This is a genomic window from Campylobacter sp. VBCF_06 NA8, assembly GCF_027737825.1.
In the GTDB taxonomy this organism is placed as follows: Bacteria; Campylobacterota; Campylobacteria; order Campylobacterales; family Campylobacteraceae; genus Campylobacter_B.
On sequence record NZ_JAOVUB010000003.1, the window covers coordinates 227,383 to 240,418 of the forward strand.

14 protein-coding genes are annotated in these 13,036 nt (G+C 42.3%); 10 read left to right on the top strand and 4 right to left on the bottom strand.

Features of this window, described 5'->3' with window-relative positions; translation table 11 throughout:
* The first annotated feature begins 21 nt into the window (after positions 1–21).
* From proB to proC, 3 genes are read left to right on the top strand one after another with little or no spacing between them, the layout of a single operon-like run.
* A complete protein-coding gene (gene proB, locus OFO10_RS05495) occupies positions 22–1,140 on the top strand; it encodes a glutamate 5-kinase (protein ID WP_270866392.1) in 1,119 nt (372 codons plus the stop codon).
* Positions 1,141–2,388: a glutamate-5-semialdehyde dehydrogenase gene (locus OFO10_RS05500; protein WP_270866511.1), complete on the top strand. Its 1,248-nt coding sequence runs from the start codon at positions 1,141–1,143 to the stop codon at positions 2,386–2,388.
* A 10-nt stretch (positions 2,389–2,398) separates the two neighbouring features.
* Complete coding sequence (proC, locus tag OFO10_RS05505; RefSeq protein WP_270866393.1) at positions 2,399–3,172, top strand: pyrroline-5-carboxylate reductase; 774 nt, start codon at positions 2,399–2,401, stop codon at positions 3,170–3,172.
* Positions 3,173–3,285: 113 nt separating this feature from the next.
* On the opposite strand, the gene rpsO is transcribed toward proC, so the two are convergent.
* Complete coding sequence (gene rpsO / locus OFO10_RS05510; protein WP_270858995.1) at positions 3,286–3,558, bottom strand: 30S ribosomal protein S15; 273 nt, start codon at positions 3,556–3,558, stop codon at positions 3,286–3,288.
* Between the two features lie 108 nt (positions 3,559–3,666).
* Here rpsO and OFO10_RS05515 point away from each other — a divergent pair, with 108 nt between their 5' ends.
* The 4 genes from OFO10_RS05515 to OFO10_RS05530 are packed head-to-tail and all read left to right on the top strand — an operon-like array spanning position 3,667 to position 6,458.
* Positions 3,667–4,083, top strand: a complete 417-nt coding sequence (locus OFO10_RS05515; protein ID WP_270858996.1) for an Rrf2 family transcriptional regulator — start codon at positions 3,667–3,669, stop codon at positions 4,081–4,083.
* Positions 4,083–5,129, top strand: a complete 1,047-nt coding sequence (locus tag OFO10_RS05520) for a DHH family phosphoesterase (RefSeq protein WP_270866394.1) — start codon at positions 4,083–4,085, stop codon at positions 5,127–5,129. Before OFO10_RS05515 ends, OFO10_RS05520 begins: the two co-directional genes overlap by 1 nt.
* Positions 5,119–5,352: a hypothetical protein gene (locus OFO10_RS05525; protein WP_270866395.1), complete on the top strand. Its 234-nt coding sequence runs from the start codon at positions 5,119–5,121 to the stop codon at positions 5,350–5,352. The genes OFO10_RS05520 and OFO10_RS05525 overlap by 11 nt, the downstream gene beginning before the upstream one ends.
* A gap of 32 nt (positions 5,353–5,384) precedes the next feature.
* Entirely contained in the window at positions 5,385–6,458 is a 1,074-nt protein-coding gene (locus tag OFO10_RS05530) for a TRAP transporter substrate-binding protein (protein ID WP_270866396.1), read from the top strand.
* 32 nt (positions 6,459–6,490) lie between these two features.
* On the opposite strand, the gene OFO10_RS05535 is transcribed toward OFO10_RS05530, so the two are convergent.
* Positions 6,491–6,667: a YgaP family membrane protein gene (locus tag OFO10_RS05535; protein ID WP_270864919.1), complete on the bottom strand. Its 177-nt coding sequence runs from the start codon at positions 6,665–6,667 to the stop codon at positions 6,491–6,493.
* Between the two features lie 182 nt (positions 6,668–6,849).
* Here OFO10_RS05535 and OFO10_RS05540 point away from each other — a divergent pair, with 182 nt between their 5' ends.
* Positions 6,850–7,314 carry a hypothetical protein gene (locus OFO10_RS05540; protein WP_270866397.1) on the top strand — a complete coding sequence of 155 codons (465 nt, stop codon included), beginning with the start codon at positions 6,850–6,852 and terminating at the stop codon, positions 7,312–7,314.
* Positions 7,315–7,342: 28 nt separating this feature from the next.
* Here the strand turns inward: OFO10_RS05540 and OFO10_RS05545 are convergent, their stop codons facing one another.
* Complete coding sequence (locus OFO10_RS05545) at positions 7,343–8,251, bottom strand: helix-turn-helix transcriptional regulator (protein WP_270866398.1); 909 nt, start codon at positions 8,249–8,251, stop codon at positions 7,343–7,345.
* A gap of 107 nt (positions 8,252–8,358) precedes the next feature.
* Here OFO10_RS05545 and OFO10_RS05550 point away from each other — a divergent pair, with 107 nt between their 5' ends.
* Positions 8,359–10,647: a hypothetical protein gene (locus OFO10_RS05550; protein WP_270866399.1), complete on the top strand. Its 2,289-nt coding sequence runs from the start codon at positions 8,359–8,361 to the stop codon at positions 10,645–10,647.
* A gap of 118 nt (positions 10,648–10,765) precedes the next feature.
* Here the strand turns inward: OFO10_RS05550 and OFO10_RS05555 are convergent, their stop codons facing one another.
* Positions 10,766–11,407: a Crp/Fnr family transcriptional regulator gene (locus OFO10_RS05555; RefSeq protein ID WP_270864916.1), complete on the bottom strand. Its 642-nt coding sequence runs from the start codon at positions 11,405–11,407 to the stop codon at positions 10,766–10,768.
* 98 nt (positions 11,408–11,505) lie between these two features.
* Here OFO10_RS05555 and OFO10_RS05560 point away from each other — a divergent pair, with 98 nt between their 5' ends.
* The gene (locus OFO10_RS05560; RefSeq protein ID WP_270866400.1) at positions 11,506–12,909 is read left to right on the top strand and encodes a DUF4139 domain-containing protein; all 1,404 of its coding nucleotides are present in this window, start codon (positions 11,506–11,508) and stop codon (positions 12,907–12,909) included.
* The last annotated feature ends 127 nt before the right edge of the window (positions 12,910–13,036 follow it).

Below are 13,036 nucleotides of genomic sequence, written 5' to 3' on the forward strand. Positions count from 1 at the left end.
CAAAATTTCAAAAGGCAAAAAATGAGAAAAAATCTACTAAAAAACACCAAACGAATCGTCATCAAAGTAGGCACCAGCACGCTAACTCACAGTGACGGCTCGCTAAATGAGGGCTTTATCAAATCGCTCGTGGCTCAAATTTGCGAACTCAAAAAACAAGGCTTTGGGGTCGTGCTAGTAACCTCTGGCGCGGTTGGGGCTGGTATGGGCATACTAAAAATCGAGCAAAAACCAAAAGAGCTAAGCGCCAAACAAGCCCTAGCCGCCGTGGGACAGGTCGCTTTAATGCACCTGTATGAGAGGCTTTTTTGGGCGCATGATGAGATTATCGCGCAACTTTTGCTGACGCGCATTGATTTTAGCGACCGCGCGCGCTACCTAAGTGCGCGAAATGTCGCTACCGCCCTGCTTTCGCAAGGCATTATCCCTATCATCAACGAAAATGACCCAGTCAGTGGCGATGAGCTCAAAATCGGCGATAACGACACAATGAGCGCGCTAGTAACTGGGCTAATCGACGCTGATTTGCTCGTGCTTTTAAGCGATATCGACGGGCTTTATGATAAAAACCCTAGCACGAACCCTGACGCAAAACTGATAAAAATCGTAAATTTTATCGACGAAAACACCCTTAAAATGGCAGGCGATGTGGGGTCGAAATTTGGCACTGGTGGTATGGCAACGAAGCTTGGTGCTGCTAAAATGGCTACTAAAATCGGCGCAAATATGATAATCGCAAATGGAAAAGAGAATAAAATTTTAGCCAAAATCATCGCTGGCGAGGAGGTTGGAACGATTTTTTGCAAAGAGGAAAAATCCATTAGCGCGAAAAAATACTGGCTCGCTTATGGTGCCAATGTGCGTGGCGCAATCAGCCTTGATGAGGGCGCATGCAAAGCCATAAAAAACGGCAAAAGCGTGCTAGGTGTGGGGATTGTGGGCGTGAGTGGCGATTTTGAGCGGGGCGATGTCATCGAAATACTGGGCGCGGATTCACAGCGTATCGCGCGCGGTATCGCAAACTACTGCGCTTCTGAAATTTCGCTGATTATGGGGAAAAAATCAAGCGAATATGAGAAAATTTTACCTAGCGTGAGCGATGATTATATCGTGCATGCAAACAATATTGTCTTAGGATAGATTATGGAAATTTTAGAATTAGCAAAACGCGCAAAACGCGCAAGCAACGAGGTCGCAAAGCTAAGTAGCAAGCAAAAAAATCAAATTTTACTTGGCGTGACTGATGAACTAATCGCTCAAAAAGAGCTTATCAAAGAGCAAAACCAAATCGACATAAAAAACGCGCGCGAAGATGGTATCTCCGAGGCTCTCATTGATAGACTCACGCTAAATGATAGCAGGATTAGCGCAATGAGCGTGGCTTTAAAAGAGTTAGCCAATTTTCCTGATCCAATCGGACAGATCGTGGGAGGCTGGCGACACCAAAACGGCATGAGTATCGCCAAAATGCGCGTGCCTCTTGGCGTAATCGCTATGATTTATGAAAGCAGGCCAAATGTCAGCATAGATGCCGCCGCACTCGCGCTAAAAGCGGGCAATGCGATAATCTTGCGAGGCTCAGCTAGCGCTCTTGCCTCAAACATCTGCCTAAGTGAAATTTTTTGCCGTGTGGGAGAGAAATTTGGCCTGCCTAGCGGCGCAGTATCACTCATAAAATCCAAAGAGCGCGAAGATGTGCTAAAACTAATCCAGCTAAAAGAGTGGATCGATGTGCTAATCCCTCGTGGTGGCAAAAATCTCAAAGACTTCATCACGCAAAATGCGCAAATCCCAGTCATCATCACAGGGGCTGGCGTCTGCCACACCTTCGTCGATGAGAGCGCAAATTTAAGCAAGGCAGTAGAGATTATCAAAAATGCAAAAACCCAACGCCCAAGCGTCTGCAACGCCCTAGAATGCTTAGTTTTGCACGAAAATATCGCAAAGCAAATTTTACCGATTTTATTAAAGGAAATGAACGAAGTAGAATTTCGCCTAGATGAGAAAATTTACGCGAAATTTACAAATTTCGCAAACACCAAAAAAGCGGATTCTAGCGACTTTGGCACGGAGTTTTTATCGCTAATAATGGCTGTTAAAATCGTAAAAAACACCGCCGAAGCGATTGAGTTTATCAACGAAAATTCCAGCGCGCACTCAGAAGCGATTTTAAGCCAAAATTCCGCCAATATCGAAAGATTTCTAAACGAAATCAATAGCGCAGTCGTCTATGCCAACGCTTCAACCAGATTTAGCGACGGGGGCGAGTTTGGATTCGGTGGCGAGATCGGCATAAGCACACAAAAACTTCACGCGCGCGGTCCAATGGGCGTGGAAGCACTCACTACGACGAAATACATCGTGCGTGGCGAGGGACAAATCAGATAAGGAAAATGCGATGAAAATAGGATTTATAGGCGCAGGAAATATGGGCGCAGCGATGATAGAGGCACTCGTGGGGACGGAATTTGAAAAGGATAAAATTTGCGTTTATGGCAGGGAAAAAGGCGAGAAGCTCTGCGCAAAACTAGGCATAAAATCCACTAAAAACGAGGCAGTGCTTGCAAATTTTGCCGATATTATTATTTTGGCAATCAAACCTGCCGTTTATGAGAGCGTCCTAGAAAAAATAAAATATAATTTAGAAAATAAAATTTTAATCTCGCTTGCGCCAAATTTTAGCATATCACGCATTGGCGAGCTTTGCGGGGCGCAAAAAATCGTTCGCGCCATGCCAAATACTCCTGCTAAAATTTCACTTGGAAATACTGCGCTGTGTTTTAGCGGAGTTAGCGAAGAGGAAAAAGCCAAAATCATGGAAATTTTTAGCGTATTTGGGCAGACTTACGAGATTGATGAGAGCAAATTTGCGATTTTCACAGCCATTAGCGGAAGCTTGCCAGCGATGATTTTTAACCTAATCGAAGCCGCTAGCGACGGGGCTGTGCGCGGTGGGATAGCGCGTGAAATGGCGCACGATATCATCGCTAATGCCGTGCTTGGCTCAGCTAGCTTGTGCGCTCGCACCAAAGCCCACCCACGCGCACTCAAAGACGAGGTCTGCTCGCCGGGAGGCACCACCATAGAAATGGTCGCAACACTCGAAAAAATGGGCTTTGCCACCGCTATCATCGAAGCGATAAAAGCTTGCGAAGAAAAGGCAAAAGGCTAAATTTGGCTTTTTGCAAAATTTAGCTCATCGCTCAAAATTCTCAAAATTTAAAAGCATAAAAAAAGCGCATCTAGCGGGGCTAGACGCGCTTTAAGACAAAATAAAAACTGAAATTATTTATCTCTTAAACCAAGTTCTGCAACTAGTTTTGAGTATGTAGCGTAATCTTTATTTTTTAGATATTTCATCATTCTTTTTCTTTGACCTACGATTTTAAGTAGTCCAAGGCGAGATGAGAAATCTTTTGGATTTGCTTTGATATGATCTGTAAGATATGCAATTTTTGCAGAAAGTAGCGCGATTTGCACCTCTGCTGAACCTGTATCTTTCTCTTTTCTAGCGAATTTCGCAACTATTTGTGCTTTTTGAGCCGTGTCTAAAGCCATAATGACCTCCTGATCGGTGAAATAAAATAAGCGGTAATTATACTAAATTTACCTAAATTTTTGCTTTTTTTGGGTAAAATAGTCGGATTTATCAGAAAAGGAGAGAAAATGCTCTTTACAAAAGCGTCAGAATACGCCCTACTTGCGATGATTTGCATAGCTCAAAATCAAAATAGCGAGTCTGTGGATGTCGATACGATATCTGAAAAACTTCAAATTTCACGCAGTTTTTTAGCCAAAATTTTGCAAAGCCTAGCTAGAAGCAAGCTTTTAAACTCATTTAAAGGCGCCAAAGGCGGATTTAGCCTAGCCAAAAAACCTAGCGAAATCACCCTGCTTGAAATCATCACAAGCGCCGAAAAACGCAAAGCTTCGATTTTTGATTGCACACAAGAAGGCACCAAAGGCTGCCCAAACGGACGGGCTTTGTGTCGCGTAAATCTCATGTTTAACGAGCTTCAAGACAAAGTCGATGAGTATATGCAAAATGTCACCTTGCAAGATATTATCAAAAAAGAGCGTTAATGAAAATTTACCACCTAAGCCACACCGATTTAGACGGATACTCTGCCCAGCTCGTAGTCGCGCACTACCTTAGTGGCGTGGAGTTTTTTAACGCAAATTATGGCAAAGAAATCGTCGAAAAATTTGACCAAATTTTGGGCAAAATCGATGAAAATTTGCAAACTAACCCGGACGCAAAATCACTTGTTTTGATAACTGATCTAAATTTACTCCCCGCTCAGTGTGAGAAATTTCAAACACAACTAGCGCAAAAAAACGCCAAAATTTTCTTGCTCGATCATCACCAAAGTGGCGCAGAGTGCGCGCAAAAGCACCCTTGGTATCTGCTAGATAATTCTCGTTGCGCTACCAAAATCACCTATGATTTTTTCAGCGCGATTTTTGACGAGGACGAGGAGCTAGCGAAATTTGTCAAAGTCGTAAATGCAGTCGATATCTGGCTAAAAGATGAGAGCGAATTCGAGCTTGGCAAGGTTTGCCTTGGTATGGTTTCAAATGCAAAAGAGATTAACAAAATCATGTTCGAAGAGCAAAGCAGAGAATATATAAATTTCTTGCTAAATAAAATTTTTGAATTTCAAAATTTAAACGAGCCTCACATCGCCCTAGATGACGCACTTCACGCTATCAAAAAAAGCTTTTTTAACGCCGATCGAAACGACACACTAAGCAACCTAATCTCGGATTATGTCGTAACTCTTCTTGACGCGCAAAAAGAGAGATTTAGTATCGAATACGAGGGCTTTAAGGGCATTTTGACCTACAATATCGGCAATGTCAGCGTCATCGGAAATGACTTTTTGACACGCAACCCTGATATGGACTTTTTCATCGATGTAACCTCGAAAAAAACGCTAAGTTTCCGTGCAAACGGCAAAGTCGATGTGAGCGCAATGGCGAAAAATCTACTTGGCGGTGGCGGACACGCGAACGCTAGTGGCGGGATTTTCATCGGCTTTAAGGACGCGAATTCATACGAAGCAATAAAATCCCAAATCGAACAACTCATAAATTTAAAAACCCAAAAGGCAGACAATGAAATCTGAAAACGAAAATTTAAGCAACGATGATTTAATCTACGAGCTAAATATCACACTCGAAGCCATGCTAATCTACGCTGGCGTCAAGCGCGACAAACTCCAAGCCGCCGCGCAAGCCTATATCGAAAATATAGACGCCGTCCTGCAAAACTCAGACGCGCAGGGCCCAGACGAGCCAATCGCTGTGGTTGAGTTTTTGCGCGCAAACAAACCTGAATTATTTAATTAAAATTTTAAAAAATTTATTGAAGGGAGATTTTTATGAAAAAATTTTTAGTTTTAGCATTTGTAATGCTTTTTTCGACACACTCTTTCGCAGCGGATAAAAAATACCGCTTGCGCCTAGCTAGCACCTGGGAGAGCACTATGCCTGTCCTTGGCGACGCGGCTAATGAGTTTAAAAAATACGCCGAAGAGCTAAGTGGCGGACGCTTAGAAATCCGTATCGACACTCCGTCAAAGCACAAAGCCAGCTTTGGTGTTTTTGATTTCGTCAAAAGCGGTCAGTATGATTTAGGCTATACTTCGTTATATTACTACAAAGGCAAGGACGCAAAGACCATGCTATGGACTGCCGTGCCGTTTGGTATGACTACTGATGAGCAACACGCTTGGTATTATTATGGTGGCGGAAAAGAGCTAAATGATAAAATGTTTAGCGCGTATGGCATGAAAACATTTCTAATGGGCTCAACTGGCATGCAAATGGGCGGTTGGTTCAAAAAAGAGATCAACTCGTTAGCCGATTTGCAAGGCATTAAATTTAGAATTCCTGGCTTTGGTGGCGAAGTAATGAGCAAACTAGGTGCTACGATAAACACTGTCCCAACTGGCGAACTATTTATGGCGCTAGAAATGGGCACAATCGACGCTGTGGAGTGGGTAAGCCCGGTGTATGATATGCCTCTTGGCTTCCACAAAGTGGCGAACTACTACTACACAGGCTGGCAAGAACCAGCTGGTGATTGCCAAATTTTGGTGAATTTAAAGGCTTTTGAGAAGCTTCCTGCTGATTTGCAAGCTATCATCGAAGCAGCAGCTCGTATGGCTGGCGAAAACTTCCAAAACAAGGGCTTTTATGAGAATTCTAAAATTTGGGCAGAGCTTAAAGCGCAGTTTCCAAATGTGCAAGTCCGCAATTTCCCAGCCGATGTAGTCGAGAAACTAAAAAGCGCGACAAATGAAATTTTAGATGAAGAAAGCGCGAAAGATCCGCTTTTCAAAGAGATTTTGGATAGCCAAAGAGCGTTTTTAAAAATCGGTCGCGAGTGGAACAAAATCAGCACAAACGCCTATATCAACAACACTTCAAGCGATTCAAATACTTCGAATTAATTTGTAGGGCAGGTTTGCCCTACTTTTAAATTTTAATTTTGTGGCAGTTTGCAACGATTCAAAAAATAACACGCAGGACAAAATCCACTCACCCCCACGACAAACGGCACTAGCCCCACTGCGCCCCACCAGCTGTGATAAAACGCCCCGACTACCATGATTATCGCACCGATTACTATACGAATCATACGGGTTTTTATGCTTTGCATACTCTCTCCTTTTTTCTAAATTTTACGAATTTGGCGCGATTATAGCATTTTAAGAGCGCGCACATAGTGATAAAATCACCGAAAATTTGTCAAATTTAAAAATTTTTGTGGCTAAATTTGACACAAAAGTGTCTGAAATTTTGAGTAAAATCCAATCGAAATTTAAAAGAAAGGATAGAAATATGTTAAATTTAGACAAATTCCCGCTAGAAATCGGTGCTTTAAAAAGAAAACAAGGCTCAAATGCGTTTGTTAATGATAGCCGTGGAATGGCCTGCCTTATCGATACGCAAGAGAACAAGATTAGTTTTGGACTTTTCAGACCGGCAGGTGCTCATTTTGGCACATTTAGTGTCAAAGACGAAGAAGAAGCTATACAAATAATCAAAGATTTCAAAGTTGGCGATAAAAAAATTACCGATTATTCGCAATACCACGATGATAGTTTAAAAAAAAGAGTATCGGATTTAAAAAACGATATAGAATTTGTAAAAGACACAATAATCGATGTGCAAGACAACGAGCGAAATTTAGAGAAAAAAATATCAAATTTAGAAGATAAAATAGCGGTTTTAGAAAATACAATAATCGATTTAGAGCACAGACTAGACAACCTAAACGATAGGCTTGAAGCTAGTTATTTGTAAATCGCACGATAAAGCAAAATTTGCAAGACTAACTTATCTCGCCTAGATACCCCGCGATTTCCGCTTTTATCTCATCATTTAGCCAGGCTGGTTCGACGACCTTGATATGTGGCAAAAACCGATAAATCAGCGGTTTGATCTCCATAGGATTGCTAAACCCAAACTCAATCTCGATCGAGCCGTCCTCGCACTCCTTTGTAAAATCGCAGTTGATATATGGTTTGCGCCTAAAATACTTCGCGATCACTTCATCTATCCACAGCCTCGCCCTATACTTGTCTTCTAGCTCGAACCACACAGAGCGCGCCTGTTTTATGCGCTTTTGCACCTGTGCGGATGTTTTGAAAACCTCGGGCGTGATTTTTATATTTTCGATATCTTTGAAATGAAATTTCTTAAACCTATCCCCTTCGCCGCAATCGAACACAAACAAATACCAAAACCCCTCCAAAAACGCGATTTTTAGGGGTTTTGCTTTGAATTCATGCTTGCCGTAAGTGCAATTGATAATATTTTTGTTTTTTATCGCTTTTTGGACAAGGCTAAATTTTTCTATTGATTTTTTATCCAGCTTTTCGTTGCCAAAAAACGCCAAAATCTGCTCGTCCATGCCCCCAAGTAGCCCAGAAATCAGCTCGCTATTTTTGAAATAAAAATCCGATGATATGTTTTCACACAAACTTGCTATCAGGCTTAGCACCAGCCTCTCTTCGTCGCTTAAATCCCGCATTTGCGCGCTAGGGTCGTATTTCCAGCTCCACCCCTCTTTTACCACGCCATAATCCCTTAAAATCTCCATATCTCTGATTATCGTCTTTGCATTGACACCGAAAATTTGGGCTAATTCTTGCGTTTTTGCAGGGCGGGATTTGATAAATTCAAAAATTTGATTTATTCTTTTATTTTTTTTATTTTCCACTTGTTTTAGCGGTAGCATGAAAAATCCTTGAAATTTAGTAAATTTTGCCCTATTTTATCAAAATTTTTGGCATAAAATTTTAATCTAATGCGATAAAATTTACGAAAAATTTTAAAGGGAAAATTATGAAATATATCATAGGAATTTTGGTTTTTATCGGATTGATTTTCGGCGGGGTTTTCGCGCTACTTTGGAGCGATTTTGGCAACTCTATCACTAAGCCATATATCGAGCGATACCTTTCGCAAAAAACAGGCTTTGATATTAGGCTAGATAAATTCGACCTTAACTGCGATGATTTCGACATTACGGCGCTAATTAATGGCGAAATTTCGGCTCATTTGGTGGGCAAATACGACATTTTCTCCAAAAGCTTCGACACAAACTACGAGCTAAATGCAAAAGATCTAAAAAGCTTTGGCGTAGCACTTGATGGAGAGGCGATTTCGCTAAATGGTCGCGTGCTAGGAAATATGCAAAAAATCAGCGCAAACGGCGCAGGACGGGCGTTTGATAGCGATGTGAAATTTCTAGCTAATCTCACAGATTTCATGCCCACAGACCTGCAAATCGTAGCGCCAAATTTAAATGTCGCCAAAATTTTAGCCGTGGCAGGTCAGCCACTTTACGCCACTGGAAATGTCGCTATCAACTCCAATATCATCGCCACAAACGGCGCACCAGAGGGCAGTGCAACCATAAAATCACAAAATTTATTGCTAAATGAAAAGGCACTAAAAGATCTAAATATAACTATCCCAAGTGGCGTTAAAATCGCGCTAAACTCCGATATCAGCGTGAGCAAGGGTATCGCCAAAGCCACGAGCGAAATCAGCTCAAATTTGGCAAATTTAAGCGCGAAACAAAGCGTTTTTGATATGCAAAAACGCACCCTTCAAAGTGATTTTACCCTAAGCGTGCCTGAGCTTAAAAATTTAGCCAAAATCATAAACTACGAAACCTCTGGCGATTTACTCGCTAGTGGCGAGCTAATCAGCGATTTTAAGGATTTCGCGCTAAAAAACACAAACATAAACGCCTTTAAAAATGGCCTAAAAGCCGTGATAAATGGCGCGTATAATGCGCCTAGCAAAAACGGCAAAGTTAGCGCAAATTTCGCTATTAGCGACTTTACCAAACTCTCTCACATCACAGGGCAGAAATTTTCAGGCTCAGGCAAGGGCGTGGCTGATATCACGCTAAAATCGGGCAAACTAGCTAACCTAGCCCTAAATCTCGACGCGCTTGGCGGAAATTTGATAGCTAGTGGCAACCTTAGCGCGCTAAGTGTGCGCGCAAAATCGCTAAATTTGGCAGTTATAACCTCGTTTTTGGGCATGGAAGCTATCGGAAATGGCGCGATAAACGGCGAAGCCAAGCTAAATCTAGATTCTGGAATAAACGGCGAACTTAGCGCAAATATCGCTAATGGCGTGCTTTATAAAAAATACCTTGACAAACTTAGTGGCAAATCTTTCCCAAGCGATACGAAATTTAGCCTAAATTTGGGCGCAAATATCAAAAACTCGCTTGCTAATTTTACCGCCAAACTTGGCTCAGATTTGGCGAATTTCGACAAAATAACAGGGACTTATAATCTCAAAACTAGCACTCTAAACGCCGATTATAGCGTTAATGTGCCAAATTTAAGCAAGATGAAATTTCTAACTGGTATTGAGCTGTTTGGCAAATTTAATGGAAACGGCAAAATTGATTACAAGCCTAAAAATTTCGCCGTTTCGTTTGCGTCAAATATCCTTGGCGGGGCGATGAACGGCAAAATGATAAACGATGATGTCAGCGTCAAACTCACGAAATTCGCAGTCAAAGACCTGACCGATATGCTCGGTGTGCGCCACATTTACGACGGCGTTGGGGACATGGATTTTAGCTACAACACAAAGGCAAAAAAGGGCAAATTCAACTCCCTCATAAATCAAGGACGCCTCAAAAGTAGCGATTTTATGGGCGTCGTAAGCAAAATTTTAGGTCGCGATTTGGCGAGCGAAGTTTATAATAATGTAACGCTTGATGGCACAATCGTGCAAAATTTAATCACTTTTAACACAAATATGAGCGCACAAAAAAGCAAGCTAAATGTAAGTGCGGGCAAATTTGACACCCAAAGCAAGCAAATCAATATCCCGGTTAAGGCAAATATCGAAAAAACGGATATTAGCGTCCAAATCACTGGCACCACGCAAAACCCAAAATATAGCGTCGATTCTGCGTATTTAAAGGAAAAATTAAACAAAGAAATCAGCAAAGGTATCGACAAACTCTTAGGCGATAAGGGGTCTAAATCAGGGCAAAACACTGGCGCGAATTCTAACGCGCAAAACAACGCCAAAGAAAAAAGCCGTGAAGACAAGGCAAAAGAGGCTGTTAAAGGGATTTTAAAGGGGCTGTTTTAACGCAAAATTTGGCTAAATTTTAAGATTTAGCCAAATTTTAAAATTTTTAAAATTTCAAAAAATTTCGGCGCAGTATTTTGCAAGCCAAAATTTAAACAAAACGCAAAATTTCAAAATTTCAAATCTCAATCACCACGACCTTGCCCCTGCTAAGGGCGATTTTGCCTGATTTTTCCATCTCTTTTAGCACGCGCGATACCGCCTCTCTGGCACTTCCGATATGATTGGCTATATCTTCGTGTGTCGCGCACACTTCGCCGTTTGCGCCCAAATTTTCGCGCAAAAAGCCCATTATGCGCTCGCTAAGTGGCGCGAAAATCGCCTGCTCGCTAGCCATTATGACTTGCGAAAAGCGTTTGGCTACGATTTCTAGGGCGAAATTTAGCACAGCAGGGTAGCGTTCTTTTAGGATTTTAAAAATGCTTGGCGGGATTACGATAAGCTCACACTCGCTTCTAGCCTCGACGCTAAGGCGGTTTTGGGCAAGGGCGAACTTGCAAGTATCGCAGATCATACAGCTCTCGCCGTTTTGTATGCTAAAAACGGTCAGTTCCTTGCCCCCAGTGCCGATAAATGCGCGCAAAAGCCCGCTACGAAGCAAAACATAGCCCAGACAATCCTCGCTAGCATAGATTATCTGCCCCGCTCTTAGGCGCTTTTTATACGCGTTTTTGTAAATCAAGCCCAAATCATCGCCCTCAAAATCAAATTTATCGCAAAAATTTCCCTTCAAAAACTCCCAGTCTTGCGCTTCTAGCATATTTCACCCCTAAAAATTTTATAAAGCTTTCATTTTACACTTTTAAACTACCATTTACTTTAAATTACTAATATTTTGAAAATTTTTAAGGAGATACAATGAAAAGCCTAACCCTGCCACTAATCGTATCGTGCGCGCTCTGTGGCGCAAACGAGCTAGAAAAACCAAAGCAAAATTTCATCGAAATTTATCAAAACGATAGTTTTTTGACCCAAACTTTTAGCCCGGGCACTGCGAAATTTAGCGTAGAAATCCCTGCCACGCTCGATTTAAGTCTGCTTGAAATCAAAAGCGAGTGCGAGCTAGAAAACCTTGAAGACAGCGGGATTTATGAGATAAAAAGCGATGAGAGAAAACGCCTAGAAGAAGCCCTTGCAAAGGTAGTAGCGCAAAAAAAGGCAATCCAGGCTAAGATTGAATTTAGCAAAAATTTGGCTAGTTCTGGTAGCGGAAATGCAGATGAATTTTATGCAAGCACGCTAAGAGATTTTGAAAATATCGCTAAGCTGGAAGCCGATGAGAGCGCGCTAAACGAGCAAATCGCACGCACACCTAGCGCGCAAATGAGGCATGCGAATTTAAGCTTTGCATGCGCGCCAAAGAGCGTTGCATTGCGATACGCGGCGTTTTTAAACGAGGGAGCGAGCGCGAAAATCAGCGCCGATACAGCAAAGCAAAAGCTTGCTATCACGCAATCAATCCGCGTGAAAAACCCGCTAAATTCGGCTCTTGACGCGCTTAGTGTGGCGATTTATCCGTATGCATATTCTGCCCTGCTTGCCCCAAGGCCGTTTCGGGCGCAGTATATCGGTGGGCAAACTTACGAAGCAGATGGCGTGTATATGCAAAAAGCCATGTTAAATGCCACGCCAAGGGCTGCGATGAGTAATCGCGCCGTGCAGGCGACAAATGCCCAGCTCACACTATCGAACTCATACATGATTGAAAATTTAAGCATTGCGCCAAATGAGAGCGCGAAAATCGACTTCGACAGCCAAATTTTAGAGGCCAAATTTAGCGTTTTTATCGACGCATACAGCCAAAATTTAGCGTTTTTGCAGGCCAAAACAAAGCTTGAAAAGCCACTCAACCACGCCCTTACGACAATCGAAATTGATGGGGTAAATGCGGGCCAGGACTGGCGCGAGGAAATACCTGCGGGTGTGGATACTAGCGTGTTTTTAGGACAAAATCGCCTAATCAAAGTCACCAAAAAAATCGATGAGAAAAACACCAAAGAAAACTTTTTTGGCACCAAAAAAACCACGATTTCTAGCTGGAATTACGAGGTGAAAAACACAAGTGAGCGGGCTTGGGATATCGAACTACTCGCCAAAATGCCACTAAGCGCGGACGAGAAAGTTAAAATCACTGATAAAAGTGGCACAAAAGCTGATAATATCGACACTGAGGGCCGAGTAAGCTGGAAATTCAGGCTAAATAACGGCGAGGCAAAAACGATAAATTTCGGATATGAAATCAGCGACGCTAGAAGCGAGTGAGATTTGGATTTCGCGCCCAAATTTGGGCGTTGTGGCACTTTTAATAAATTCCAAGCTATGAACGCCGTGCGAATTCGCCAAAATTTGGCATTTCACACGGCAAGTAAATTTACAAAATCTCTTTTCT

What these genes read in the sequence shown, in the direction of transcription:
- proB (WP_270866392.1), top strand. Translation starts at nt 22, where the DNA reads ATGAGAAAAAATCTACTAAAAAACACCAAACGAATCGTCATCAAAGTA.
- proC (WP_270866393.1), top strand. Translation starts at nt 2,399, where the DNA reads ATGAAAATAGGATTTATAGGCGCAGGAAATATGGGCGCAGCGATGATA.
- rpsO (WP_270858995.1), bottom strand. Translation starts at nt 3,558, where the DNA reads ATGGCTTTAGACACGGCTCAAAAAGCACAAATAGTTGCGAAATTCGCT.
- OFO10_RS05515 (WP_270858996.1), top strand. Translation starts at nt 3,667, where the DNA reads ATGCTCTTTACAAAAGCGTCAGAATACGCCCTACTTGCGATGATTTGC.
- OFO10_RS05520 (WP_270866394.1), top strand. Translation starts at nt 4,083, where the DNA reads ATGAAAATTTACCACCTAAGCCACACCGATTTAGACGGATACTCTGCC.
- OFO10_RS05525 (WP_270866395.1), top strand. Translation starts at nt 5,119, where the DNA reads ATGAAATCTGAAAACGAAAATTTAAGCAACGATGATTTAATCTACGAG.
- OFO10_RS05530 (WP_270866396.1), top strand. Translation starts at nt 5,385, where the DNA reads ATGAAAAAATTTTTAGTTTTAGCATTTGTAATGCTTTTTTCGACACAC.
- OFO10_RS05535 (WP_270864919.1), bottom strand. Translation starts at nt 6,667, where the DNA reads ATGCAAAGCATAAAAACCCGTATGATTCGTATAGTAATCGGTGCGATA.
- OFO10_RS05540 (WP_270866397.1), top strand. Translation starts at nt 6,850, where the DNA reads ATGTTAAATTTAGACAAATTCCCGCTAGAAATCGGTGCTTTAAAAAGA.
- OFO10_RS05545 (WP_270866398.1), bottom strand. Translation starts at nt 8,251, where the DNA reads ATGCTACCGCTAAAACAAGTGGAAAATAAAAAAAATAAAAGAATAAAT.
- OFO10_RS05550 (WP_270866399.1), top strand. Translation starts at nt 8,359, where the DNA reads ATGAAATATATCATAGGAATTTTGGTTTTTATCGGATTGATTTTCGGC.
- OFO10_RS05555 (WP_270864916.1), bottom strand. Translation starts at nt 11,407, where the DNA reads ATGCTAGAAGCGCAAGACTGGGAGTTTTTGAAGGGAAATTTTTGCGAT.
- OFO10_RS05560 (WP_270866400.1), top strand. Translation starts at nt 11,506, where the DNA reads ATGAAAAGCCTAACCCTGCCACTAATCGTATCGTGCGCGCTCTGTGGC.